The sequence below is a fragment of the Achromobacter piechaudii NBRC 102461 genome (genome assembly GCF_001571245.1).
In the GTDB taxonomy this organism is placed as follows: Bacteria; Pseudomonadota; Gammaproteobacteria; order Burkholderiales; family Burkholderiaceae_B; genus Achromobacter; species Achromobacter piechaudii.
This window is the reverse complement of the sequence record NZ_BCTK01000015.1, coordinates 85,753-107,612: the sequence shown is the minus strand read 5'-3', so window position 1 is coordinate 107,612 and position 21,860 is coordinate 85,753. Positions and strand designations below refer to the sequence as shown.

Sequence of the window (21,860 nt, the reverse complement as noted above, 5' to 3'; positions counted from 1 at the left end):
GAAGCCGGTTTGATAGATGAATCAGATTTTTTGGATAGAATGATCGACAAAATAGATCAATGAAAAGCCGGTGGAGACCATGCAGATCAATCTTTCGATGCGCGATATCGACACCACGCTGGTGTTGGGCCGGACCTTGAATTTCCGGCAGGCGGCGGCGCAGCTGCACTTGTCGCAATCGGCCTTGTCCACGCAGATACAGCGGATCGAAGAAGCGCTGGCGGTAAAGCTGTTTGATCGCACCACTCGCACCGTGCGGCTGACCGCCGCCGGCGAGGTCTTCATGCAGCAGGCCGCCGGCTTGCAGGTTGCGTTCCGCGACGCCATCGCCGCCGTCAGCAGCATCACCAGCGCCGAGCAGGGCCAGGTGTCGGTCGCCGCCTTGCCCTCGCTTGCTGCCCGGCTGCTGCCGCGCGTGTTGATGACCTACCGCCAGGCGCATCCGCACGTGGCGTTGAAGGTGCGCGATACGCTGTCCGGTCCCGCGTTCGACCTGGTGCGCGCGGGCGAGGTCGATTTCGCCTTGACCGCCGCCGACCCGCAGCACGCCGACCTGCACTACGTGCCGTTGATGTCCGACAGCTTTCTGCTGTTGATTCCCGAGGGCCACGCGCTGGCCAAGGCGCGCGGGCCGCTGCGCTGGGCCGACACGGCCAGCGCCGAGCACGTGTCGATGGTGCAGCCCAGCAGCGTGCGGCAATACACCGAATGGGCCTTCCTGCAAAACCGCATCCGCTTCACGCCGGCATTCGAAGCTGAACATCTGACGACCATCGTGGCCATGGTCGAATGCGGTTTCGGCGTGGCGGCCTTGCCCGAGATCGCGGCGGGCGCGGTCGCGCAGACCGCGATCGTGCAACGGCCGTTGACGGGGCCGGTGGCGGAACGGTCGATCGGATTGGTGACATCCAGGAATCGCAGTTTGTCGCCTGCGGCGGCGGCGCTGGTGCAGACGTTGAAGACCTATCTGGCGGCGCATCCGCGCTAGGATCTGCACCGCTCGACAGCGGGTCGCCGATGGTATTATTCTCAGTACACTAACTAATCGGAGCTGCCTCAACGTGCCGGATGTACAGAAAAAGACGACGTCCCGAAAGCGCGTCGCACCGCAGAAGACAGACAGCAATATTTTCGATCCGGCCAAGCAGGTGCTGTGGTCGCGCCCCGGCTATCTGGTGCGACGCCTGAACCAGATCCACTACGCCATGTTCTACGAAGAGTGCAAGACGCAGAACGTGACGCCCGTTCAGTACGGCGTGCTGACGGCGCTATCGCTCAGTCCCTGGCTGGACCAGACCGCCATTGGCATGGAACTGGGGCTGGACCGCACCACTACCGCGGATGTGGTCAAGCGGCTTCAAGAGCGCGGCCTGGTCGAGCGCCGCGTCAATCCTACCGACAAGCGTTCGCGTCAGGCGGTGATCACGCCGGAAGGATTGCGCATCATGGGGCTGTTGCAGCAAGGCATGGCCCGGGCGCAGCAGCGCTTGCTTGAGCCCCTGTCCGCGCGCAACCAGGAAATCTTCATGAAGCTGCTTTCCACGCTGGTCGAAGCCAATAACCAGTACAGCCGCACAACGCTCAAACCGATGTAAGGCGAGGGGGCCGCCTACGGCGTGCCCCTATTCAATCCTTGATGGCATTCACGCGGGGTTCGCAGCGTGCCGCCTGACCGTCTCCCAACGTGTTTCGCACCCAGATCAATTCGGCCGCAACCGCCACGGCGATCTCCGCTGGCGTCTTGCTGGCGATGCGCAGGCCCACCGGGCCGTGCAAGCGATTTATCTGGTGCTCTTCCAGGTCGAACAGGCGCAAGCGCTCACGACGCTTCTGCTGATTGGCGCGCGATCCCAGCGCGCCGACATAGAATGCGGGCGACTTCAAGGCTTCCAGCAGCGCCATATCGTCAAGCTTGGGATCATGGGTCACGGCCACGATCGCGGTACGTTCGTCGGTGCCGATTTCCAGCACGGCATCGTCGGGCATGCTGGTCAGCAGCGTCGCGTGGGGCGCGTTCCAACCGTTGAAGAATTCTTCGCGCGGATCGCAGACCGTCACCTGGAATTCCAGCGTGGCGGCGATGTCGGCCAGCACGCGGGCGGTCTGGTTGGCGCCGATGATGAGCAGCCGCCATCGCGGCCCGTAAACGCTGCGGAAAATGCGGCCATCGAAGTCGGGACCGTCGGCGGGGCCGGCGGGCGAAATCGAAGTATGGCCATCGATCAGGTCCACCGTGCGCTGTATCAGCCGATGTTCGCGGATCGACGCCAGCACAGCGTCCAGCCAGGCGGTGTCGTGCAGCGGTTCGCTGATCAGGCGCAGCGTGCCGCCGCAGGGCAGGCCGAAGCGCGCCGCTTCGTCGCGCGTGACGCCGTAGGTCAGGCGGGCAGGGGCATCCTCAAGTTCGCCGGCGCGGGCGCGGGCAATCAGATCGTCTTCGATGCAGCCGCCCGATACCGAACCGATCACCTGCCCATCGTCGCGCACGGCCAACATGGCGCCGGCCTGCCGGGGCGCCGAGCCCCAGGTTTGCACAACGGTCACCACGTGCACGCGCCGGCCCGCGGCGACCCAGTCGCGGGCTTGTTGCAATACGTCCAGATCCAAAGCGTTCATGGGCTACTCACACAGGAAAGGCCTTGGCGACGAAGGGGCGTCGACATGGCCTATATGTTCACTGTACTGATGATTGGCGGGCGTGTCTCTAGTGTCTATCCCTAGCTGGACGACCGTATTTCCGACGCGGCGCTCGCCCCGGGATTTCCCTAATTGGTCAGTACGCTGACTATAAAGTCAGTATACTGATCTAAATTCGGAAGCTGCGACGGCCGGGTTCCCATAGGGGAGCGTGCCGTCCGGCGTTCCGGTTGTTCCAATCTAATAGTCAGTGTACTGATAAAGATACTGACATGCCGTGGCCGGGCAGGTGTCGCGCCATCACACTGGGAGCAGGGGAATGAGCAAAGTGCGCAAGATCGCATTCGAGGAGCACTACACAGGGGTCGGATTCAAGGACTATTCCAAGAGCTTTGCGCAGCACATCGATCCGGTCGTGCTGGCCGATCTGGCGGCGCGGCTGGTGGATTTCGATGAAGTCCGGCTGGGCGAAATGGACCGCGCGGGCATCGATTACGTGATCCTGTCGCAGACAGGGCCCGGCGTGCAGGCCGAACCCGACGCCGCCGTGGCGCTTTCCCGCGCCAAGGAGAACAACGACTTTCTGGTCAGTCAGATCGCCCGCCATCCGACCCGGTACGGCGGCTTCGCCACCTTGCCAATGCACGACCCGCGCGTCGCCGCCGTCGAGCTTGAGCGCTGCGTCAAGCAGCTGGGCTTCAAAGGCGCGCTGATCAACGGCCACACCAACGGCGTCTACTACGACGGCCGCGACTACGACCCGTTCTGGGAACGCGTGCAGGAACTGGATGTGCCGATCTATCTGCATCCGAGCGATCCCTACGTGGTGCCGCAGGCCTACTCGGGCCACCCCGAGCTGGTGGGCGCGTCCTGGGGGTGGGGCGTGGAGACCGCGACGCATGCGCTGCGCCTGCTGTTCGGCGGTGTGTTCGACCGATATCCCGGCGTCAAGCTGATCCTGGGACACATGGGCGAGGGCCTGCCGTTCCAGCGCTGGCGCTTCGACAGCCGCTTCGCGGTCTATTCGCACGGCATCAAGCTGGCGCGCGCGCCGTCGGAATACCTGGGCAGCAACATCGTCATCACGACGTCCGGCGTTTGTTCGCCGCCGACGCTCGTGGCGGCCATCGCCGAAATGGGCCGCGAGGCGGTGATGTTCTCGGTGGACTACCCCTATGAATCGACCGCGCTGGCCGCCGAATTCATCGAGCAGACGCCGATGGACGATGACACCCGCAACCTGATCTGCCACGGCAACGCGCGGCGGCTGTTCAAACTCTGAATCTCCCGGACCAAGGAGCAACCATGCAGAAACCCTTTCGTATCGGCCAGATCGTGCCTAGCTCGAACACCACGATGGAAACCGAAATTCCCGCGATGCTGCTGGCGCGCCAGCAGATCCGGCCGGAGCGTTTCACGTTCCATTCCAGCCGCATGCGCATGAAGAAGGTGGTCAAGGAAGAGCTGGCGGCGATGGACGGCGAATCCGATCGATGCGCGGTCGAACTGAGCGACGCGCGCGTGGACGTGCTGGGCTATGCCTGCCTGGTGGCGATCATGGCGATGGGCCATGGCTATCACCGGGTATCGGAAAAGCGCTTGCAGGCGCACACGGCCGCCAATGGCGCGGATGCGCCGGTCATCACCAGCGCGGGCGCGTTGGTGGACGCGCTGAAAGTGATCGGCGCCCGCCGCATCGTAGTCGTGGCCCCCTATATGAAGCCCTTGACCGAGCTGGTGGTGGACTACATCCGCAACGAAGGCTTTGAAGTGGTCGATTACCGGGCGCTGGAGATTCCGGACAATCTGGACGTGGGGCGCCACGATCCGTCGCGCCTGCCGGAGATCGTGGCGCAGATGGATACGCGGGATGTCGATGCCATCGTGCTGTCGGCCTGCGTGCAGATGCCGTCCTTGCCGGCCATCGCCAAGGTCGAGGCCCAGACGGGCAAGCCCGTGATCACCGCCGCTGTCGCCACCACCTACGCCATCCTGAAGTCGCTGAACCTGGAGCCGGTCGTGCCCGGCGCGGGCGCGCTGCTGTCGGGCGCGTATTGAGGAGAACGGCGTTGAGCACCTATCTCTATGGGGCGAATGTCCACGCCAACGGCATCCGCCAGCACTATCTGCGCTACGGCGGCGCAAACACGGCGGGCCGGGACGCGGTCGTGATCGTGCCGGGCATCACCAGCCCGGCCGTGACCTGGGGTTTCGTGGGCGAACGGTTCGGCAAGACCTTCGACACCTACGTCCTGGACGTGCGTGGACGCGGCCTGTCGGAAGCCGGCCCGGCGCTGGATTACAGCCTGGACGCGCAAGCGGCGGACGTGCTGGCGTTCGCAGAGGCGCTTGGACTTGAGAACTACAGCCTGGTCGGGCATTCGATGGGCGGACGCATCGGCGTGCGCGCCGCTCGCACCCGGCCCCAGGGCCTGCGGCGGCTGGTGCTGGTCGACCCGCCGGTGTCCGGCCCGGGCCGTCGGCCTTATCCGGCCAAGCTGCCCTGGTACGTCGATTCCATGGCGCAGGCCCGCCACGGCATGGACGCGGACGCCATGCGTGCGTTCTGCCCGACGTGGACCGACGCGCAGCGCCAGTTGCGCGCCGAATGGCTGCACACCTGCGACGAACGCGCCATCGTCCAAAGCTTCGAAGCCTTCCAGACCGACGACATCCATGCCGACCTGCCGCGCGTCAGCGTGCCTGTCCTGTTGATCACGGCGGAAAAAGGCGATGTGGTGCTGGACGACGACGTAGCGGAAATCACGCAGTTGGCGCCCGCCACGCAGCACCACCGCGTGCCCGGCGCCGGCCACATGATTCCCTGGGACAACGAGGAAGGCTTCTACGCCGCCTTCGGCGATTTCCTGGGCGCGCCGCTGGCGCGGGCCTGAGCCGGCGGTCTTTCACGAGAAGGAGGCATCCATGCCTGTAAGCGACTATGAACTGGTGAAGGCCTGGCAGCAGGTGCTGACCTTGTCCAAGCTGCAAGCCGGTCAGTCCGTGACGGTGCTGACCAGTGCGGCGACGCACCCGCAGACGCTGTCGACGGCGCTGATCGCGGCGCAATCGATGGGGGCGGTGGTCAATCGGCTGGACCTGCCGCCCGTCAATGGCGACAAGGCCCTGAGCCGCGATTCGCTGGCGTACCTGGGCACCACGCCACTGACCGGAAACAAGCCCGCCATCGCGGCCTTGAAGGAAAGCGATCTGGTGCTGGACCTGATGACGCTGCTGTTCTCGCCCGAGCAGCACGAAATCCTGGCCACCGGCACCCGGATCCTGCTGGCCGTGGAGCCGCCCGAGGTGTTGGCGCGGCTGGTGCCCACCGAGGCGGACCGCGCGCGCGTGAAGGCGGCCGCCGCGCGCATCGGCAAGGCGCGCGAGATGAGCGTGGTGTCGGCGGCAGGCACCGACCTGCGTTGTCGGCTGGGCGAATTCCCGGCGATCAGCGAATACGGCTTCGTCGACGAACCGGGCCGATGGGACCATTGGCCCAGCGGCTTTGTGCTGACCTGGCCGAACGAGGGCGGCGCCAACGGCAAGATCGTGATCGACGTGGGCGACATCCTGCTGCCGCAGAAACTCTACGTGCGCTCGGCCATCGAACTGACCGTCGAGAACGGCTTCGCCACGCGGATCGAAGGCGGCGTCGATGCGGAACTGCTGCGCGAATACGTGGCGTCGTTCCAGGACCCCGAGGCCTACGCGATCTCGCACATCGGTTGGGGCCTGCAACCGCGCGCGCACTGGACCACGCTGGGCCTGTACGACCGCGAGGCTACCATCGGCATGGACGCGCGCGCCTACGAAGGCAATTTCCTGTTCTCGCTGGGACCGAACAACGAGGCGGGCGGCCATCGCACCACCACCTGCCACATCGACATCCCGCTGCGCGCCTGCACGGTGCGTCTGGATGGCGAAGACGTGGTGCGCCAGGGCAAGGTGCTGGACGGCGCGGCCGGGCAATCGATCAAGGAACCCAATCATGAATGACGATATCTCCGCCTACGCCCGCCAGGGCTTCGGCGCTTCGATGGCTCCCAAGCCGCCCTACGGCCTGCTGATCGTGGACCTGGTCAACGGGTTCGCCGATCCCGCGGTGTTTGGCGGCGGCAACATCGCCTCGGCCATCGAGCAGACGACGCATCTGCTGGCGCACGCGCGCAGCCAGGGCTGGCCGGTGGCGCACAGCCGCATCGTGTTCGCGGACGACGATGCTGACCAAAACATCTTCACGTTGAAGGTGCCCGGCATGCTGACGCTCAAGGAAAACCACCCCAACAGCGCAATCGTTCCCCAGCTTGCGCCGGCCCCGGGCGAACTCGTGGTGCGCAAAACGGTGCCGTCGGCCTTCTTCGGCACCGGCCTGTCGGCGTGGTTGTCGCAGCGCGGCGTGCAGACGCTGGTGGTGGCGGGCGCCGTCACCAGCGGCTGCGTGCGGGCAAGCGTGGTGGATGCGATGCAGTACGGCTTTCGGCCCCTGGTGGTGTCGGACTGCGTGGGGGACCGCGCCATCGGCCCGCACGACGCCAACCTCTTCGACATGCGCCAGAAGTACGCCACCGTGCTGACCCGCGAGGAAACGGTGCACGCGACTCGGCGCTGAACGCATCCCTGGCCGGGAATGAAAAAGGGGTTGCGCCGCGAGGCGCAACCCCTTTTCCTATTGATGCGCCGTCTGCCTACACGGGGTACACCAGGTCGTTGGCCAGGATGGTGGTGTCATACACGACCTGGCGTTCTTTCAGCATCAGCCGCCCGTCCTGTTTCGTGTAGCGGTCGTAGTAGGTGCCGGCCAGGTGCAGCGTCGTGGGGCCTTCCACCAGGGTCTGCATCAGCATGAACGCGGCCTGCGCCTGGATGTCGCCGTCAGGCGATTCGCTGATGACGCGGGTGTTGCTGACCAGATGCAGCATGTAGCGCGGCGCGAACATCTGCGTGCGAGAGATGGCCACGGCCCGGTCGTGCATCATGGCGCGGCCCTCGGCATAGACCAGCCCCACGGGCAGGCCCAGCTCGGCGTTCTCGCGCGCCGTCACGCGGTACAGCCCGTCCTCGGTAAAGAAGTCGGGCCAGGCCTCGATCTGGCCGGCGTCCAGCGTCGCGCAATACTCGGCGTGGAATTCCTCGATTTCCTGGCGCAGCGCGATGGCGCGGGCCGGGTCGATGTTGCGGGGGGAAAATTCGAATCGGGTTCTCATTGGTTTCGGTTCCTGCCTCAGAAGCCCATCACGCCACGGTAGTAGCTGTACATCGAGCGGATCGCGGCTTCCGAGATCAGCGTGTTGGAGGTGCCTTGCTTGCCGGAATCCAGCTTCAGCACGTTGACGTCCGTGCTGGCGCGCCGCACGCCTTCCTGCACGAACTTCATCGCTTCGTTGTCTTCCAGGCCCAGAAAGCCCGCCGGCCCCATCAGGTTGCCCTGGCGCAGGCGATGGCGCTCCATCTCCGGCGTATCGTCCTCGTAGCCGAACATGGTCCACTGCATGATCATGCTGTCGGGCCCGTTGGGCACGATCTGACGCACGCCCAGCGTGTTCATCTCGCGCTGAACGATCAGGTTGGGCCACACCGTCTGCATGGTGACCGACCACGGAGAATCGAATTCCTTGACGAACTCCAGGAAGCGGTCGTCCTGCAAGTGCAGGCCGTCATGGAACGAGCGCATTTCCTTTTTGTTCTCTTCGCTGACGGTGGCGTATTTGTCTTCGCTCTTGGCGGACGCCATGGTGCCGTGGCGTCCATGGACGGAGTCGACCAGCATCGCCGACTTGTTGCCCGCCACCAGCAGCCCGAACACAACCAGGAACGAGTGCAGCAGCGTCGCGTGGTAGGGATCCTTCAGGTTCTCGTGATACATCTTCCAGTTGCACGGCAGCTCGTTGCGGTAGTAGCCGTGGATCTTGAGCTTCTTGCCCGGGAAGACCGTATCGAAATCCGCCAGGATCTCGGGCGTCAGGTACTCCTCGATGGGTTCCACATCGGCGCTGTAGGACGCGAAGATGACGCCGTTGCGCGTCGTCACGTGCAGCTTGCGCAGGCCGTGCTCTTCGTTCTTGAAGTCCTTGGGCATGCCGCCTTCGCGGTTCACGCCGCGCTTGAAGGGGATGCCTTGCAGATTGCCCTTCAGGTCGTAGGACCACTGATGGTAAGGGCAGACGAATTCCTTGGCGTTGCCCTGGCTGTTGCGGCAGAATTCCGCGCCGCGATGCGCGCAGCGGTTCTCGAACACGTTGACTGAACCGTCCTCGGCGCGAGACACCACCACGGGCGTCGGCCCGACATAAGAGCGTTTGTAGTCGCCGGGGTTGGGCAGCTCGGCTTCCAGCGCCACGTAGTTCCAGGTCTTGCCGTGGAAGATCTTTTCGATTTCGCTGTCGTACACGGCCTTGCTGGTGTAGACCCAGTCGGGGATATAGTGCAGCGCGTCTTCCGGCCAGACACAGTCGGCCAGCGCAGCATCCTTGGACGCTGCCGTGATGCCGATAACGGTTTGTGATTGATACATGTAAAGCTCCTGTCGAGGCGGGGCAACAATGGATTCAGGACGCGGCGGCCACGCTCTGCTGGCAGGCTTTCACCAGCGGCTTGAGCGCCACGGTTTCGTCGGCGTAGCGCTGCGGATCGATGCGCAGGCCCTGTTCGAACAGCACGCGCAATTGGCGCAGGTCGCCGCCCGCGTTGATGGCGATGGCGTGTACAGGGATGCCGTCGCGATGGCCCAGCCAGATGAATTTGGGCGCGTCGGCCTGACTGAGGGGCACGCCTCGGCAGGCATAGGCCAAGCCCGGTTGCGGCAGGCCCAGCATCTGGACGTTGCAGCCGAATTGATCCGTCCAGAACCAGGGGTAGGGCTCGCCGGGCGTGGGCAGGCCCAGCATGCCGGCGGCGGCGGCGCGCGCTTGTTCATTGGCGTTCTGCCATGACTCCAGCCGCAACGCGGTATTCAGATAGCGGCGGTGCTGGCTGGCGCAATCGCCAGCGGCGTAGATGGCGGCATCGCTGCTGCGGCAGTTGGCATCGACCACGATGCCGCCGTTGACGGCATCGAGCGCCAGCCCCGCCTGTTCGGCCAGAGATACTTCGGGCGCGAGGCCGATGGCGACCACCACCACGTCGGCCTCGATCACGGTGGCGTCCTGAAGTTCCAGGGTGAAGCGCGCGTGGTGCCGGACCGCTGCGTCTGGATGCGGCTGCGCGCGGCTGCGTGCAATGCGCGCGTCCAGGCGCAACGTCACGCCGGCATGGCGGACGCGGTCGGCCAGCCAGTCCGACAGCGCCGCAGGCAGGACGCGTTCAAGCAGGCGGGGCGCGCTTTCTAATACCGTGACGTCCGCGCCCAGGCTGCGCGCGGTGGACGCCACTTCCAGGCCCAGAAAGCCTCCGCCGATGACCACGACGCGCGCCTGCGGCGTGAGGCCGGCGCGCAGCGCGGCCGCGTCATCGAGCGTTCTGATGTAGTGCACGCCAGCCGTGCCGCGCGGCAGCGAAGGAAGTTCGCGCGCGCGTCCGCCCGTGGCGAGCAGGCAGCGGCTGTATTCCAGGCGGCGGCCGTTGGACAGATGAACGAGATGGGCGGAAGGATCCAGCCGCAGCGCTTCCGCCCCGGTCAGCAGGGTGATGCGCCGCTGCTCATAGAAGTCGCCGGGATGAACGGCCGTCTGCGCGTGCGCCTCGGCCGATTGCAGCACGGCCTTGGACAGCGGCGGTCGTTCGTACGGAGCATGCGCCTCGCGGCCGATCAGCGTGATTGGGCCTGCGTGGCCCAGGTCGCGTAGGGTGGCGGCGGCCACCGCGCCCGACTGGCCTGCGCCGATGATGAGGATCGAGTCGGCTTCGGTCATGATCAAGCCTGCACGTCCGCGTAGATGTCCTGGCCTTCGACCTTGACGGGGTACACGCGGATGCCGGTCGTCGCGGGCGCGCACATGGCTTGGCCGGTGCGGATATCGAACCTGGCCTGATGCAGGGGGCATTCGATGCAGCCGTCTTCCAGATACCCGTCGGACAGCAGCGCATAGGCGTGCGTACAGACATTGTCCGAGGCGAAGAATTCGCCTTCGCTGCGATACAGCGCCAGTTGTTTTTCGCCGGCCGCGACGGGGATGACTTCATCGTCGTCGGTCAACTGGTCGGTGGAGGCAATGCGGATCCAGTTCATATCGTCTCTAGTCAGTATGCTGAGTAATGTGGTCAGTGTACTGCGCAAAAAAACATGTCAGGAGCTAGGGATTTCCCCGACGAGACGATCTTTGTCGGACTGCGGCGCGCGCCTATTATGCACGCCACGCGAAGCAGGGCCACACCCTTTCGCTCTATATGGAAGGAACGCCTGAAAACACCTTCCGAGCCGTCTTTCCATGAGCACAAAACCGGCCGCAAACCTAGGGTTTATGCGGCTTTAGCAGTGGGGATTAACCTTGTTGACACTCAAAATTACTGTCAGTATGCTGATCAACAATTCAGTGTGCTAACGTTTTTTCTGGTGTATTCAAGCGGCGTTGGCATGGGTTGAGGCGAGTCCAAGGGGACTCAATCGAATAGATCGGGAGCAATACATGCAACGACGCCGTTTCCTCGCACAAGCCGCTGGCGCTGCCGGCGCTGGCCTTGCCACCGTGGGCATGCCCGCCATCGCGCAATCCGCGCCCGCGGTGCGCTGGCGCATGTCGACCAGCTGGCCCAAAAGCCTGGACACCATCTATGGTTCGGCAGAAGACCTATGCAAGCGCGTCGCGCAATTGACGGACGGCAAGTTCGAGATCCGCGCCTTCCCTGGCGGCGAACTGGTGCCGGCGGCGCAGAACATGGATGCGGTCAGCAACGGCACCGTCGAATGCAACCACGTGCTTAGCACCGCCTATATCGGCAAGAACACCGCGCTGACGTTCGACACCGGCCTGTCCTTCGGCTTGAGCGCGCGCCAGCACAACGCCTGGGTGCATTCGGGCGGCGGCTTGAAGATGCTGCGTGCGCTCTATAAGAAATACAACATCGTGAACCACGTCTGTGGCAACGTCGGCGTGCAGATGGGTGGCTGGTACCGCAAGGAAATCAAATCGCTGGCCGACCTGAAAGGCTTGAACATGCGGATCGGCGGCATCGGCGGCATGGTGCTGTCCAAGCTGGGCGCCGTGCCGCAGCAGATTCCGCCTGGCGATATTTATCCCGCGCTGGAAAAGGGCACCATCGACGCCGCCGAATGGATCGGACCTTACGACGACGAGAAGCTGGGCTTCAACAAGGTCGCGCCTTTCTACTATTCACCCGGTTGGTTCGAAGGCAGCGCCTCGATCACAAGCATGGTGCATGACAAGGCCTGGGAGGCCTTGCCCCCGGCCTATCAGGCCGCGTTCGAAGCGGCTGCCGGCGAGCAGACCATGCGCATGCTGGCCAACTACGACGCGCGCAATCCGCTGGCGCTGCGCAAGCTGATCGCGGGCGGCGCGAAAGTCAGCTTCTTCCCCAAGGAAGTGATGGACGCGGCCTACAACGCATCGCAGGAACTCTGGGTCGAGCTGTCGGCCAAGAACCCCGACTTTGCCGCGATCTACCCCGACTGGAAGAAGTTCCAGGTTGATCAGGTGGGCTGGTTCCGCGTGGCCGAAAGCCCGCTGGATAACTACACCTTCGCCGCCGTGGCGAAGGCCCAGGCCAAATAAGACGCAGGAGACAAGGGGTAGTCATGACGACAGAACACGCCAGTACGCACGGCCGGCCGGGTAAGCCGCAAGGAGTGGGCGCGCGGGTGCCGCGCAAGGAGGACGCGCGCCATCTGCACGGCAAGGGCAATTTCGTGGCCGATATGGCCATGCCCGGCTTGAGCGAGGTCGCGTTTCTGCGCAGCCCGCTGGCGCACGCACGCATCACGGCGGTGCGCGTGGCCGACCAGATCGCCGGCAATGTGTTCTTGCGTCAGGCGATGCCCGATGCGCGCGACATCGTGGCCGATTCCACGCTGCCCACGTATCAGGCATCGGCCCAGCCGCCGCTGGCCTCGGGCAAGGTGCGCTTCGTAGGCGAACCCGTCGCCATGGTGTTCGCGCCCACTCGTGCCGAAGCCGAGGACTACGCCGAGCTGATCGAAGTCGACTACGACGACCTGCCCGTGTATGCCGATGTCGATAGCGCGCAGGCCGCCCAGGGTGACCTGCTGCACGAGCAGTGGCGCGACAACGTCTTCGTCACGCTCAACGCCGACAAGCAATTCGACGAGCACGCGGCGCAGGCCGAGGTGGTCGTGCGCCGCAAAATCGACCTGGCGCGTCAATGCATGGTGCCGATGGAAGGCAAGGCGGTGCTGGCGTATTGGGATCATCAGGCCGATCAACTGGTGGTGGTCAGCGCTACCCAGGTGCCGCACATGATCCGCAGCGTGTTGGCGCAGTGCCTGGATCTGGAGCAGGGCCGCGTGCGCGTGGTGTCGCCGGATGTGGGCGGAGCCTTCGGCTACAAGTGCGTGTTGCAGCAGGAAGAGTTGTGTGTGGCCTGGTTGGCCAAGACCTTCAAGCGGCCGTTCCGCTTCATCGAAGACCGCCGCGAACACCTGACGGCGGGCGCCAATTCGCGTGAGCACCATTATGAGATGGTGGCCTACGCCGACCGCCGGGGCAGGCTGCTGGCGCTGGACGCCAAGATCACCATCGATGGCGGCGCCTATTCGGTATGGCCGTTCACTATCGGCCTGGAGCCGGGCCAGGCCATCGGCAACCTGCCGGGGCCCTACGCCTTCAAGGGCTATCGCTGCGTCACGCGAGCGGTGGCCACCAACAAGCCGGGTTTCGTGCCGTATCGCGGCGTGGCCCGCACCGGCGTGTGCTTCGCCATGGAACTGACGATGGACGCCATCGCGCGCGAAGTCGGGCGCGAGCCTTGGGAAGTCCGACTGGAAAATCTGGTGCAGGGCGAGCAGATGCCGTTCGTGAACGTTACCGGCAAACATCTGGACAGCGGCGACTATCCGGCCAGCCTGCAGCAGGCCATGGACATGATCGATGTGGCCGCGGTGCGCGAGCGCCAGCGCCAGGGTGAAGCCGATGGCCGGCTGATCGGCGTGGGTCTGGCGACCTATACCGAGCAGGCCGCCCATGGCACGTCCGTGTTCGCGGCGTGGGGCACTCCGGTCATTCCGGGCTTCGACCAGGCTACCGCCCGGGTCACGCCGGACGGCGGGTTGGAGCTGCGCGTTGGCGTCCACTCGCACGGGCAGGGCATGGAGACCACATTCGCGCAGATCGCCAATGAAATCCTTGGCGTCGACGTGGGCAGCATCAAGCTGCTGCACGGCGACACCGGACAGACCCCGTTTTCCACCGGCACCTACGCGTCGCGCTCGCTGGTGATGTCGGGTGGCGCCGTGTCGCAAGCCTGCAAGCGGCTGCTGCCTCGGCTGACCCATATCGGCGCGCATCTGTTGCAGGCCGATCCCGCCAGCGTGGTGTGGAATCAGGACCGCCTGGAAGCGGGCGGCAAGTCGGTATCCGTCAAGGACGTGGCCGACGCCTGGTATCTGCGTCCGCAACTGCTGCCGCCCGATGTAGATCCTGCCGGCCTGGAGGTCACGGTGGGCTACAAGCCCAAGGTCGACACGGGCTGCTTCACCTACGCGACCCACGCGGCCGTGGTCGCGGTCGATCCGGGTACCGGCGGCGTCGAGATTCTGGACTATGTGGTGGTGGAGGATTGCGGAACGATGATCAACCCCATGGTCGTCGAAGGCCAGACCATCGGCGGCGTGGCCCAGGGCATCGGCACCGCTTTCTATGAAGAGACGCCTTACGACGAGAACGGCCAGCCGCTGGCCTCGACCCTGGCGGACTACATGCTTCCCGGCGCCACCGAAGTGCCCAACATGCGCCTGCACCATTTCGAGACCCCGTCGCCGCATACGGAATTCGGCGCGAAGGGCATGGGCGAGGGGGGCGCCATCGCGCCACCTGCCGTGCTGTTCAATGCCGTCAACGACGCGCTGCGGCCCTTGGGCGCAGCCGAGCTGCTGCGCACGCCCTTGTCTCCGACGCGTGTATTGGCCGCCATCGCACAAGGCGTCGCCGCGCAAGCCAAGCCGTCGGTTCAGCCCGCCACCGCGCAGGTGATGGCATGAAGGCCGCTGCATTCGAATACTCCCGTCCCGGCTCCTTGCAGGACGCGCTGCGGGCGTTGCGTGAACACGGCGGACGCGCCAAGTTGATTGCGGGCGGTCAGTCGCTGGGACCGATGCTGAACTTGCGCCTGGCGCGTCCGCCCGTCGTCATCGACATTTCCGGCTTGCCGGAATTGCGCACCGTCACCCGGCACGACGGCATGCTGCGCGTGGGCGCGGGCGTGACCCACGCCGAAATCGAAGACGGCGTGCATGAATTGCTGCGCGGCACGCCCTTGCAGCAAGTGGCCCCGGGCATCGCCTATCGCGCCATCCGCAACCGGGGCACGCTGGGCGGCAGCCTGGCGCATGCCGATCCGGCCGCCGACTGGGTGCTGACCGTGGTCGGGCTGGGCGCGACGCTGGAAATCGCCGGGCCCGACGGCGTGCGCATGGCGCCGGCCGACGGCTACATGCAGGGCGCCTACACCACGGGCCTGCTGGACGACGAATTGATCGCCGCCGTGCACATCCCCGTTCCCAGCGCGCAGGCGCGTTGGGGCTATTACAAGTTCTGCCGCAAGACCGGCGAGTTCGCCGAGGCCAGTTGCGCCGCCTGGTTCGATCCCGCTGCCGGCACGGCGCGCATCGCGGTGGGGGCGCTGGACGGCGCGCCCAGGCTGCTTCCGCAGTTGGCCGCGCGCCTGGCGCAGCAAGGGCTGGCCGGCATGGACGAGTCGCTGCTGGCTACGGAACTGGCCGGCGTCATGCAGGACAAGGATGAACACCACCGCAAGCTGCACGCGACTGCGGTCACGCGCTGCGTGGCGCAGGCATTGGGTTGACAGGAAAAACCATGGTTCAGGTGACATTGGAAGTAAACGGCAAGCGCGTGTCGCACGAAGCGCCCGCGCGCATGCATCTGGGGGATTTCCTGCGGGATCAGGCGCGCCTGACCGGCACCCACCTCGGTTGCGAGCATGGCGTGTGCGGCGCATGTACCGTGCTGGTCGACGGCGCTCCGGTGCGGTCCTGTATCTCGTTCGCGGTGGCATGCGAAGGCCGGCAGGTGACGACCATCGAAGGCTACGACGCCGATCCCGTGATGCAGCGGCTGCGCGCCGCCTTCACCAAGCATCATGCGTTGCAATGCGGCTATTGCACGCCGGGCATGCTGGCGACTTCGCGCGATATCGTCCTGCGCCTGCCCGATGCCGATGAAAGCCGGGTGCGGGTGGAATTGTCCGGCAATCTTTGCCGATGCACGGGCTACATGGGCATTGTGGCCGCGGTGATGTCGGTGTTGGCCGACCTGCGCGCACAGCCGGACGACGCGGTTCAGGCGCTGCGCGCCGCGCAATTGCAAGGCCACGGTGCAGCCCCGGTGATGGAAAAGCCGGTGGTCTTTGCAGGCTTCACGCCGACGATGGCGGCCCCCGCCGCTGAGGGCGCGCCCGTCGCAGCGGCCCCTGAGGCGGCTGCGGCTCCAGCGGGCAAGAAAGAGGGCCGAGGCAGCCAGATCGACGGCGGTTTCCAGGTGCCGTTCCCGGCCGACCAGGTCTGGGCCTTCATGGTGGACCTGCCGGCGCTTGCCAGTTGCCTGCCGGGCGCGTCGATCGAATCGCACGAGGGCGACCGCGTCAAGGGCAAGGTCGCCATCAAGTTCGGCCCCATGGCGGCCGCCTTCAACGGCGCGGCGCGACTGGAACGGGACGACGCCGCCATGCGCGCGGTGTTTCGTGGCGCGGGGCAGGACTCCCTGAGCCAGTCGCGCGCCAATGGCGACATCACCTATCAGCTTGAGGCGCTATCGCCCACCGAAACGCGCGTCAACGTCAACCTGCTGTATTCGCTGCAAGGGCCGCTGGCGCAGTTCTCGCGTTCGGGGTTGGTGCAGGATTTCGTGCGCCGCATGATCGCCGACTTCGGCAACAACGTGACGGCCCGGCTGCGTCAGCCGGCAGGGCAGGGCGAACCGCTGGCCCAGGCCAGCTTCAATCCCACGGCCATGTTCTTCAGCGTGTTGTGGGCGCGTATCAAGCGGTGGTTCCGGCGCGGCGACTGAGCGCGAGCCAGGCACGTTCGACAGGGTGAGGGTGTTTTGCGCGATCGTCGTGCTGGCGCCGTGCACCCTGTTGGCGTGGTTGCGCCAGCGGCGCGACAACATCTGAGCAGGTTCCGCGCCCGTGGCGACAGACCGCGGCGTCGGGTTTGGGCAACGTGTGATCAAAAAATTCTGGGGAAAACAGATGCAAGCACTACTCGCCTTGTCGCGCGGCATAGACGCGATCAACCTGCGCATGGGCCGGGCGGTGTCCTGGGTGACGCTGCTGGTCGTCCTGGTCAGCGCCGGCAACGCCCTCGTGCGCAAGTTCTTCCACATCAGCTCCAACGCCTGGCTGGAGATGCAGTGGTACATGTTCGGCGCAATGTTCCTCTTGACCGCCGGCTACACGCTCTTGAAGAACGACCACGTGCGCGTGGACATCATCGCGTCGCGCCTGTCGCGGCGCGCCCAGGTGTGGATCGAAATCTTCGGCCTGCTGTTTTTCCTGATGCCCGCCTGCCTCTTGATCATGTATCTGTCCTGGCCGGTCTTCATGGATTCCTACCTGAGCAACGAGCATTCCTCCAATTCAGGCGGGCTGATCCGCTGGCCGGTCAAGCTGTTGATCCCCGTGGGCTTTGCGCTGCTGGTGTTGGCCGGCCTGTCGCACCTGATCAAGTGCGCCGGCTTTCTGCTGGGGCGTTGCCGCGATCCGCGCGAACGCGAGGGCGCCAAGAGCGCGGAAGAGGAACTGGCCGAAGAAATCGCCCGTGAAGCGCAAGCGCGCGAAGCCGTGGCTGTGCGTGAACCGGATAACAAGGGTCGCTGATCATGGAGTTCCTCATTGCCAATCTGGCGCCGATCATGTTCGCGACGCTGATCATCTTCCTGTTGCTGGGCTTTCCCGTCGCGTTCGCTCTGGCGGCCAACGGCATCCTGTTTGGCTTGGTCGGGATGGAGCTGGGACTGCTGAATTCGTCGCTGTTCCAGGCCTTGCCGCAGCGCGTGTTCGGCATCATTTCCAACGACACGCTGCTGGCCGTGCCGTTCTTTACGCTGATGGGGCTGGTGCTTGAGCGCTCCGGCATGGCCGAAGACCTGCTCGAAACGATCGGCCAGCTGTTCGGCTCGATTCGCGGCGGGCTGGCCATCGCCGTGGTGTTCGTCGGCGCGATGCTGGCCGCGACCACGGGCGTGGTGTCGGCGTCCGTCATTTCGATGGGACTGATATCGTTGCCGATCATGCTGCGCAACGGCTACGACCGCAAGCTGGCCGCGGGCGTGATCGCCGCGTCGGGCACGCTGTCGCAGATCATCCCGCCGTCGCTGGTGCTCATCATCCTGGCCGACCAGCTTGGGCGCTCCATCGGCGACATCTACCGGGCTGCGATGGTGCCGGGCTTCCTGCTGGCCGGCACGTACATCCTGTATGTCGTCATCATGAGCGTGTTCAAACCGGCCTCGGCGCCCGCGCTGCCCGAAGAGGCGCGCCGGTTCCAGGAGCCCAACGGCACGCGCGGCGGGCGCTCGCTGCTGGTCCTGATGGTGATCGCGGCCGTGTCCGCCTACTTCCTGGGACTCTGGGTCGAGAACAACACTGCGCCGATCGACGAACGCATCGTGGTTGCGTTGCTGTTCTGGGGCGCCACCGCCTTCGTCATTGCGCTGATCAACAAGGTGCTGGGGCTGGGCTTGCTGTCCGCGCTGGCCGAACGGGTGACGTTCGTCATGATTCCGCCGCTGGCGCTGATCTTCCTGGTGCTGGGCACCATCTTCATCGGCGTGGCCACGCCGACCGAAGGCGGCGCAATGGGTGCGGTGGGCGCCATCCTCATGGCGGTGATCCGCCGCCGCCTGTCGCTGGACCTGCTCAAGCAGGCGATGGACACGACGACCAAGCTGTCCTGCTTCGTCGTGTTCATCCTGGTGGGGTCCACCGTGTTCGGCCTGACGTTCCGCGCCGTCAATGGCGATCTCTGGGTCGAACATCTGCTGACCGGATTGCCGGGCGGGCAATGGGGCTTCCTGATCGTCGTCAGCGTCCTGACCTTCGTGCTGGCCTTCTTCCTGGACTTCTTCGAGCTGGCGTTCATCATCGTGCCCTTGCTCGGACCGGTCGCCGACAAGCTGGGCATCGACCTGATCTGGTTCGGCGTGATCCTGGCGGTCAACATGCAGACATCGTTCATGCATCCGCCATTCGGCTTCGCGCTCTTCTACCTGCGATCCGTGGCACCGCGCGACCGCTACAAGGACCGGGTCACGGGGAAAATGATCGAGCCCGTGACCACGGGGCAGATCTATTGGGGCTCGGTGCCGTTCATCGTGATCCAGCTGCTGATGGTCGCCGCCGTCATGGCCTTTCCCGGCATGGTGATGCACTACAAGAGCGATGCCCCGACGGTCGACCCCGGTTCGGTGTCGCTGGAGGTCGGCGGGGGTGGGGGCTCGTATGGGGCGGATTCGAATCCGTTCAAATAGGCCGCGGGAAGGAGGGGGCGTGGCTCACGCCCTCAGTCGCACCTGCTCCGACGCCAAGTACGCGTCGCGCGACGGCAGTAGATGCTCGCGGCACACCGTCATCAACGCCGCGCGGTCGCCGTCGCGCAGGGCCTTGATCATGGCCCAGTGTTCCTGGCGGGCGCGTTCGCGCGGGCCGGCCGCAACCAGCGTGCCGAAGCGGATCGGGTGGGTGCGGCGGGCGTATTCCTCGATGGCCTGGCCCAGCACGGCGTTGTCCAGCAGGCCGAAGAACTCGCGGTGGAAACGTTGATTGCTGCGCAATACGCGGCGCGCGTCGCCATCGGCGACTGCCGCGTCGTGCTCGCGCTGCACCATCACCAGCGCCGCCAGCCGTGCTTCGGGAACGGGCAGCGGTATCTGGCTGGCGGCGTGCACTTCCAGCACCTCGCGTAGTGCGTACAGCTCCATCACTTCGCGCGCGGAAAACGCCCGCACGACCGCGCCCACGTTGCGCTTTTTTTCCACCACGCCCAGCAGTTCCAGCTCGGCCAGCACCTGCCGCACGGCATGGCGCTTCATGGAAAAGCGCGCCATCAGCTCATCTTCGGTCAGGCGTTCGCGCGGATGCAGCCGGCCGAAGACGATGTCTTCTTCCAGCGCGGCTACCGCGGATTGCGTGGCGTCGGGGGCCTCGGCTTGCAGGGCGTCGGGCGTGATGGCGTTCATGTTGGCAGAGCTCAGGTCAAAGGGCGCGGCGGCGGGGGCTCACTTCTTGGGCACCGTGTCGTGCGTGACGCCGGCGCGCAGGAAGTCGAAATCCACGCCCTGGTCGGCCTGCGTGACGGTTTGCAGGAACAGCTTGCGGTAGCCGCGCTTGGCCGTGGGGCGGGTGATCGGGTTGGCGGCCATGCGGCGCGCCAGTTCGGCATCGTCGACCAGCAACGCGATTTCGCGGTTGGCCACCGATAGCCGGATGCGGTCGCCATTTTGCACGTAAGCCAGCGGACCGCCAATCGCGGACTCGGGCGTGACGTGCAGCACGATGGTGCCGGCCGCCGTGCCGCTCATGCGGCCGTCCGAAATGCGGACCATGTCTTTCACGCCGGCGCGCGCCAGCTTCTTGGGAATGGGCATGTAGCCGGCTTCGGGCATGCCCGGCGCGCCGGTGGGCCCGATGCGCTTGAGCACCAGAATGTCGTCGGCGGTGACGTCCAGAGCGTCGTCGTCGATGCGGCGCGCCATGTCCTCGGCGTCCTCGAACACGACGGCGCGGCCTTCGTGTTCCATCAGCTTGGGGTTGGCGGCCGACTGCTTGATGATGGCGCCGCCCGGCGCCAGGTTGCCGCGCAGCACCGCCAGGCCGCCCACCGGATAGATGGGCGAGGCGGCGGTGCGGATCACATCCTGCTTGAACGGGGCAGGCGCGTCGTCCAGTTCCTGGCCCAGCGTGCGGCCAGACACGGTCATCACGTCCAGATGCAGGTAAGGGCGCAGTTCACGCAACAGCGCCAGCATGCCGCCCGCGTCGTGGAAGTCTTCCATATAGTGCTGGCCCGACGGCTTCAGGTCGACCAGCACCGGCGTTTCGCGGCTGATGCGGTCCAGGCCGGCCAGGTCGATATCGATGCCCAGGCGGCCGGCGATGGCGGTCAGGTGGACGATGCCGTTGGTGGATCCGCCGATCGACAGCAGCACGCGCAAGGCGTTTTCGATGGACTTGCCGTTGATGATCTGGTCGGGCGTCAGGCGGGAGGCGGCCATCGCCACGGCGGTCGCGCCCGTGCGCTCGGCCACACGCACGCGGTCGGCGGTGACGGCCGGGGCCGATGCGCCGCCTGCGACCATCATGCCCAGCGCTTCGGTAATGCAGGCCATCGTGCTGGCCGTGCCCATCACGGAACAGGTGCCCACGCTGGCGACCAGCTGGTTGTTCACGTCGGCGATTTCCGGCGCGTCGATCTCGTCGGCGCGGTAGCGGCCCCAGTAGCGGCGGCAGTCGGTGCAGGCGCCCACGCGCTCGCCGCGATGCGAGCCGGTCAGCATCGAGCCCGTTACGAGCTGGATGGCGGGCACGCCGGCCGAGGCCGCGCCCATCAATTGCGCGGGCACGGTCTTGTCGCAGCCGCCGATCAGCACCACGGCGTCCATGGGCTGCGCGCGGATCATTTCCTCGGTGTCCATGGACATCAGGTTGCGCAGGTACATGCTGGTGGGCTGCGAGAAGCTTTCGTGCACCGAGATGGTCGGGAAATCCATCGGCAGGCCGCCGGCCAGCATGACGCCGCGCTTGACGGCTTCGATCAGCTGGGGCGCGTTGCCATGGCAGGGGTTGTAGCTGCTGCCGGTGTTGACGATGCCGATGATGGGACGCGCCAGTGCGTCATCGGACAGGCCCGCGCCCTTGATGAACGCCTTGCGCAGGAACAACGAGAAGCCCTTGTCGCCGTAGTTCGTCAGCCCGCGCGCCACGCCTTGCGCGGTGGCGCTGTCGCTGTCAAAAGGGCCCATTGCGGGCTTGTCGCCCTTGGTCTCGTCCGTCATTTTCAGTCCCGATAATATTATTGATAATCCTGGGCCAAGATCATATCCAGCCTTTGAAAGTCGCCGCAAGCGGTTTCTGATCGGGTG

At 65.5% G+C, this 21,860-nt stretch carries 20 protein-coding genes; 13 read left to right on the top strand and 7 right to left on the bottom strand.

What is annotated here, in order from left to right; all coding sequences use genetic code 11:
* Positions 1–79: 79 nt before the first annotated feature.
* Together API01S_RS26750 and API01S_RS26745 are read left to right on the top strand one after the other, a co-directional pair.
* Positions 80–988: a LysR family transcriptional regulator gene (locus tag API01S_RS26750; RefSeq protein WP_061306642.1), complete on the top strand. Its 909-nt coding sequence runs from the start codon at positions 80–82 to the stop codon at positions 986–988.
* A 139-nt stretch (positions 989–1,127) separates the two neighbouring features.
* Positions 1,128–1,595, top strand: a complete 468-nt coding sequence (locus API01S_RS26745; RefSeq protein WP_409360622.1) for a MarR family winged helix-turn-helix transcriptional regulator — start codon at positions 1,128–1,130, stop codon at positions 1,593–1,595.
* A 31-nt stretch (positions 1,596–1,626) separates the two neighbouring features.
* Here the strand turns inward: API01S_RS26745 and API01S_RS26740 are convergent, their stop codons facing one another.
* On the bottom strand, positions 1,627–2,616 hold the full coding sequence (locus API01S_RS26740) for an XdhC family protein (RefSeq protein ID WP_061306565.1): 990 nt from the start codon (positions 2,614–2,616) through the stop codon (positions 1,627–1,629).
* A gap of 340 nt (positions 2,617–2,956) precedes the next feature.
* Here API01S_RS26740 and API01S_RS26735 point away from each other — a divergent pair, with 340 nt between their 5' ends.
* From API01S_RS26735 to API01S_RS26715, 5 genes are read left to right on the top strand one after another with little or no spacing between them, the layout of a single operon-like run.
* Positions 2,957–3,919 (top strand): amidohydrolase family protein, encoded by a 963-nt coding sequence (locus tag API01S_RS26735; RefSeq protein WP_061306564.1) that lies wholly within the window; start codon positions 2,957–2,959, stop codon positions 3,917–3,919.
* Between the two features lie 23 nt (positions 3,920–3,942).
* Entirely contained in the window at positions 3,943–4,695 is a 753-nt protein-coding gene (locus API01S_RS26730; RefSeq protein WP_006218867.1) for a maleate cis-trans isomerase family protein, read from the top strand.
* Positions 4,696–4,706: 11 nt separating this feature from the next.
* On the top strand, positions 4,707–5,531 hold the full coding sequence (locus API01S_RS26725) for an alpha/beta fold hydrolase (protein WP_061306563.1): 825 nt from the start codon (positions 4,707–4,709) through the stop codon (positions 5,529–5,531).
* 31 nt (positions 5,532–5,562) lie between these two features.
* On the top strand, positions 5,563–6,633 hold the full coding sequence (locus API01S_RS26720; protein WP_061306562.1) for a M29 family metallopeptidase: 1,071 nt from the start codon (positions 5,563–5,565) through the stop codon (positions 6,631–6,633).
* Positions 6,626–7,246 (top strand): N-carbamoylsarcosine amidohydrolase, encoded by a 621-nt coding sequence (locus API01S_RS26715; RefSeq protein WP_061306561.1) that lies wholly within the window; start codon positions 6,626–6,628, stop codon positions 7,244–7,246. The genes API01S_RS26720 and API01S_RS26715 overlap by 8 nt, the downstream gene beginning before the upstream one ends.
* Before the next feature lie 76 nt (positions 7,247–7,322).
* Here the strand turns inward: API01S_RS26715 and API01S_RS26710 are convergent, their stop codons facing one another.
* The 4 genes from API01S_RS26710 to API01S_RS26695 are packed head-to-tail and all read right to left on the bottom strand — an operon-like array spanning position 7,323 to position 10,801.
* Positions 7,323–7,841, bottom strand: coding sequence for an aromatic-ring-hydroxylating dioxygenase subunit beta (locus API01S_RS26710; protein WP_006218871.1), 519 nt, complete (start codon positions 7,839–7,841; stop codon positions 7,323–7,325).
* 17 nt (positions 7,842–7,858) lie between these two features.
* Positions 7,859–9,148, bottom strand: coding sequence for an aromatic ring-hydroxylating dioxygenase subunit alpha (locus API01S_RS26705; protein WP_006218872.1), 1,290 nt, complete (start codon positions 9,146–9,148; stop codon positions 7,859–7,861).
* A gap of 34 nt (positions 9,149–9,182) precedes the next feature.
* Positions 9,183–10,484 (bottom strand): NAD(P)/FAD-dependent oxidoreductase, encoded by a 1,302-nt coding sequence (locus tag API01S_RS26700; protein WP_061306560.1) that lies wholly within the window; start codon positions 10,482–10,484, stop codon positions 9,183–9,185.
* Positions 10,485–10,486: 2 nt separating this feature from the next.
* Positions 10,487–10,801, bottom strand: a complete 315-nt coding sequence (locus API01S_RS26695) for a non-heme iron oxygenase ferredoxin subunit (RefSeq protein WP_006218874.1) — start codon at positions 10,799–10,801, stop codon at positions 10,487–10,489.
* 397 nt (positions 10,802–11,198) lie between these two features.
* Between API01S_RS26695 and API01S_RS26690 the strand changes: the two genes are divergently transcribed.
* The 6 genes from API01S_RS26690 (at position 11,199) to API01S_RS26665 (ending at position 19,250) form a co-directional block, all read left to right on the top strand.
* Entirely contained in the window at positions 11,199–12,302 is a 1,104-nt protein-coding gene (locus tag API01S_RS26690; RefSeq protein WP_006218875.1) for a TRAP transporter substrate-binding protein, read from the top strand.
* A 23-nt stretch (positions 12,303–12,325) separates the two neighbouring features.
* Positions 12,326–14,743: a xanthine dehydrogenase family protein molybdopterin-binding subunit gene (locus tag API01S_RS26685; protein WP_061306559.1), complete on the top strand. Its 2,418-nt coding sequence runs from the start codon at positions 12,326–12,328 to the stop codon at positions 14,741–14,743.
* Positions 14,740–15,567, top strand: coding sequence for an FAD binding domain-containing protein (locus tag API01S_RS26680; RefSeq protein ID WP_061306558.1), 828 nt, complete (start codon positions 14,740–14,742; stop codon positions 15,565–15,567). The genes API01S_RS26685 and API01S_RS26680 overlap by 4 nt, the downstream gene beginning before the upstream one ends.
* Before the next feature lie 11 nt (positions 15,568–15,578).
* A complete protein-coding gene (locus API01S_RS26675) occupies positions 15,579–16,787 on the top strand; it encodes a xanthine dehydrogenase family Fe-S subunit (RefSeq protein WP_061306557.1) in 1,209 nt (402 codons plus the stop codon).
* 184 nt (positions 16,788–16,971) lie between these two features.
* Positions 16,972–17,598 carry a TRAP transporter small permease subunit gene (locus API01S_RS26670; protein WP_039883145.1) on the top strand — a complete coding sequence of 209 codons (627 nt, stop codon included), beginning with the start codon at positions 16,972–16,974 and terminating at the stop codon, positions 17,596–17,598.
* A 2-nt stretch (positions 17,599–17,600) separates the two neighbouring features.
* A complete protein-coding gene (locus API01S_RS26665) occupies positions 17,601–19,250 on the top strand; it encodes a TRAP transporter large permease (protein ID WP_061306556.1) in 1,650 nt (549 codons plus the stop codon).
* 24 nt (positions 19,251–19,274) lie between these two features.
* On the opposite strand, the gene API01S_RS26660 is transcribed toward API01S_RS26665, so the two are convergent.
* Positions 19,275–19,958: a GntR family transcriptional regulator gene (locus API01S_RS26660; protein ID WP_061306555.1), complete on the bottom strand. Its 684-nt coding sequence runs from the start codon at positions 19,956–19,958 to the stop codon at positions 19,275–19,277.
* A gap of 39 nt (positions 19,959–19,997) precedes the next feature.
* Positions 19,998–21,773: an IlvD/Edd family dehydratase gene (locus tag API01S_RS26655; RefSeq protein ID WP_061306554.1), complete on the bottom strand. Its 1,776-nt coding sequence runs from the start codon at positions 21,771–21,773 to the stop codon at positions 19,998–20,000.
* Between the last annotated feature and the right edge of the window lie 87 nt (positions 21,774–21,860).

Coding starts and splice junctions, on each gene's coding strand:
- API01S_RS26710 (WP_006218871.1), bottom strand. CDS start 7,841: ATGAGAACCCGATTCGAATTTTCCCCCCGCAACATCGACCCGGCCCGC.
- API01S_RS26700 (WP_061306560.1), bottom strand. CDS start 10,484: ATGACCGAAGCCGACTCGATCCTCATCATCGGCGCAGGCCAGTCGGGC.
- API01S_RS26720 (WP_061306562.1), top strand. CDS start 5,563: ATGCCTGTAAGCGACTATGAACTGGTGAAGGCCTGGCAGCAGGTGCTG.
- API01S_RS26665 (WP_061306556.1), top strand. CDS start 17,601: ATGGAGTTCCTCATTGCCAATCTGGCGCCGATCATGTTCGCGACGCTG.
- API01S_RS26680 (WP_061306558.1), top strand. CDS start 14,740: ATGAAGGCCGCTGCATTCGAATACTCCCGTCCCGGCTCCTTGCAGGAC.
- API01S_RS26655 (WP_061306554.1), bottom strand. CDS start 21,773: ATGACGGACGAGACCAAGGGCGACAAGCCCGCAATGGGCCCTTTTGAC.
- API01S_RS26705 (WP_006218872.1), bottom strand. CDS start 9,148: ATGTATCAATCACAAACCGTTATCGGCATCACGGCAGCGTCCAAGGAT.
- API01S_RS26735 (WP_061306564.1), top strand. CDS start 2,957: ATGAGCAAAGTGCGCAAGATCGCATTCGAGGAGCACTACACAGGGGTC.
- API01S_RS26740 (WP_061306565.1), bottom strand. CDS start 2,616: ATGAACGCTTTGGATCTGGACGTATTGCAACAAGCCCGCGACTGGGTC.
- API01S_RS26690 (WP_006218875.1), top strand. CDS start 11,199: ATGCAACGACGCCGTTTCCTCGCACAAGCCGCTGGCGCTGCCGGCGCT.
- API01S_RS26750 (WP_061306642.1), top strand. CDS start 80: ATGCAGATCAATCTTTCGATGCGCGATATCGACACCACGCTGGTGTTG.
- API01S_RS26670 (WP_039883145.1), top strand. CDS start 16,972: ATGCAAGCACTACTCGCCTTGTCGCGCGGCATAGACGCGATCAACCTG.
- API01S_RS26660 (WP_061306555.1), bottom strand. CDS start 19,958: ATGAACGCCATCACGCCCGACGCCCTGCAAGCCGAGGCCCCCGACGCC.
- API01S_RS26715 (WP_061306561.1), top strand. CDS start 6,626: ATGAATGACGATATCTCCGCCTACGCCCGCCAGGGCTTCGGCGCTTCG.
- API01S_RS26685 (WP_061306559.1), top strand. CDS start 12,326: ATGACGACAGAACACGCCAGTACGCACGGCCGGCCGGGTAAGCCGCAA.
- API01S_RS26695 (WP_006218874.1), bottom strand. CDS start 10,801: ATGAACTGGATCCGCATTGCCTCCACCGACCAGTTGACCGACGACGAT.
- API01S_RS26730 (WP_006218867.1), top strand. CDS start 3,943: ATGCAGAAACCCTTTCGTATCGGCCAGATCGTGCCTAGCTCGAACACC.
- API01S_RS26675 (WP_061306557.1), top strand. CDS start 15,579: ATGGTTCAGGTGACATTGGAAGTAAACGGCAAGCGCGTGTCGCACGAA.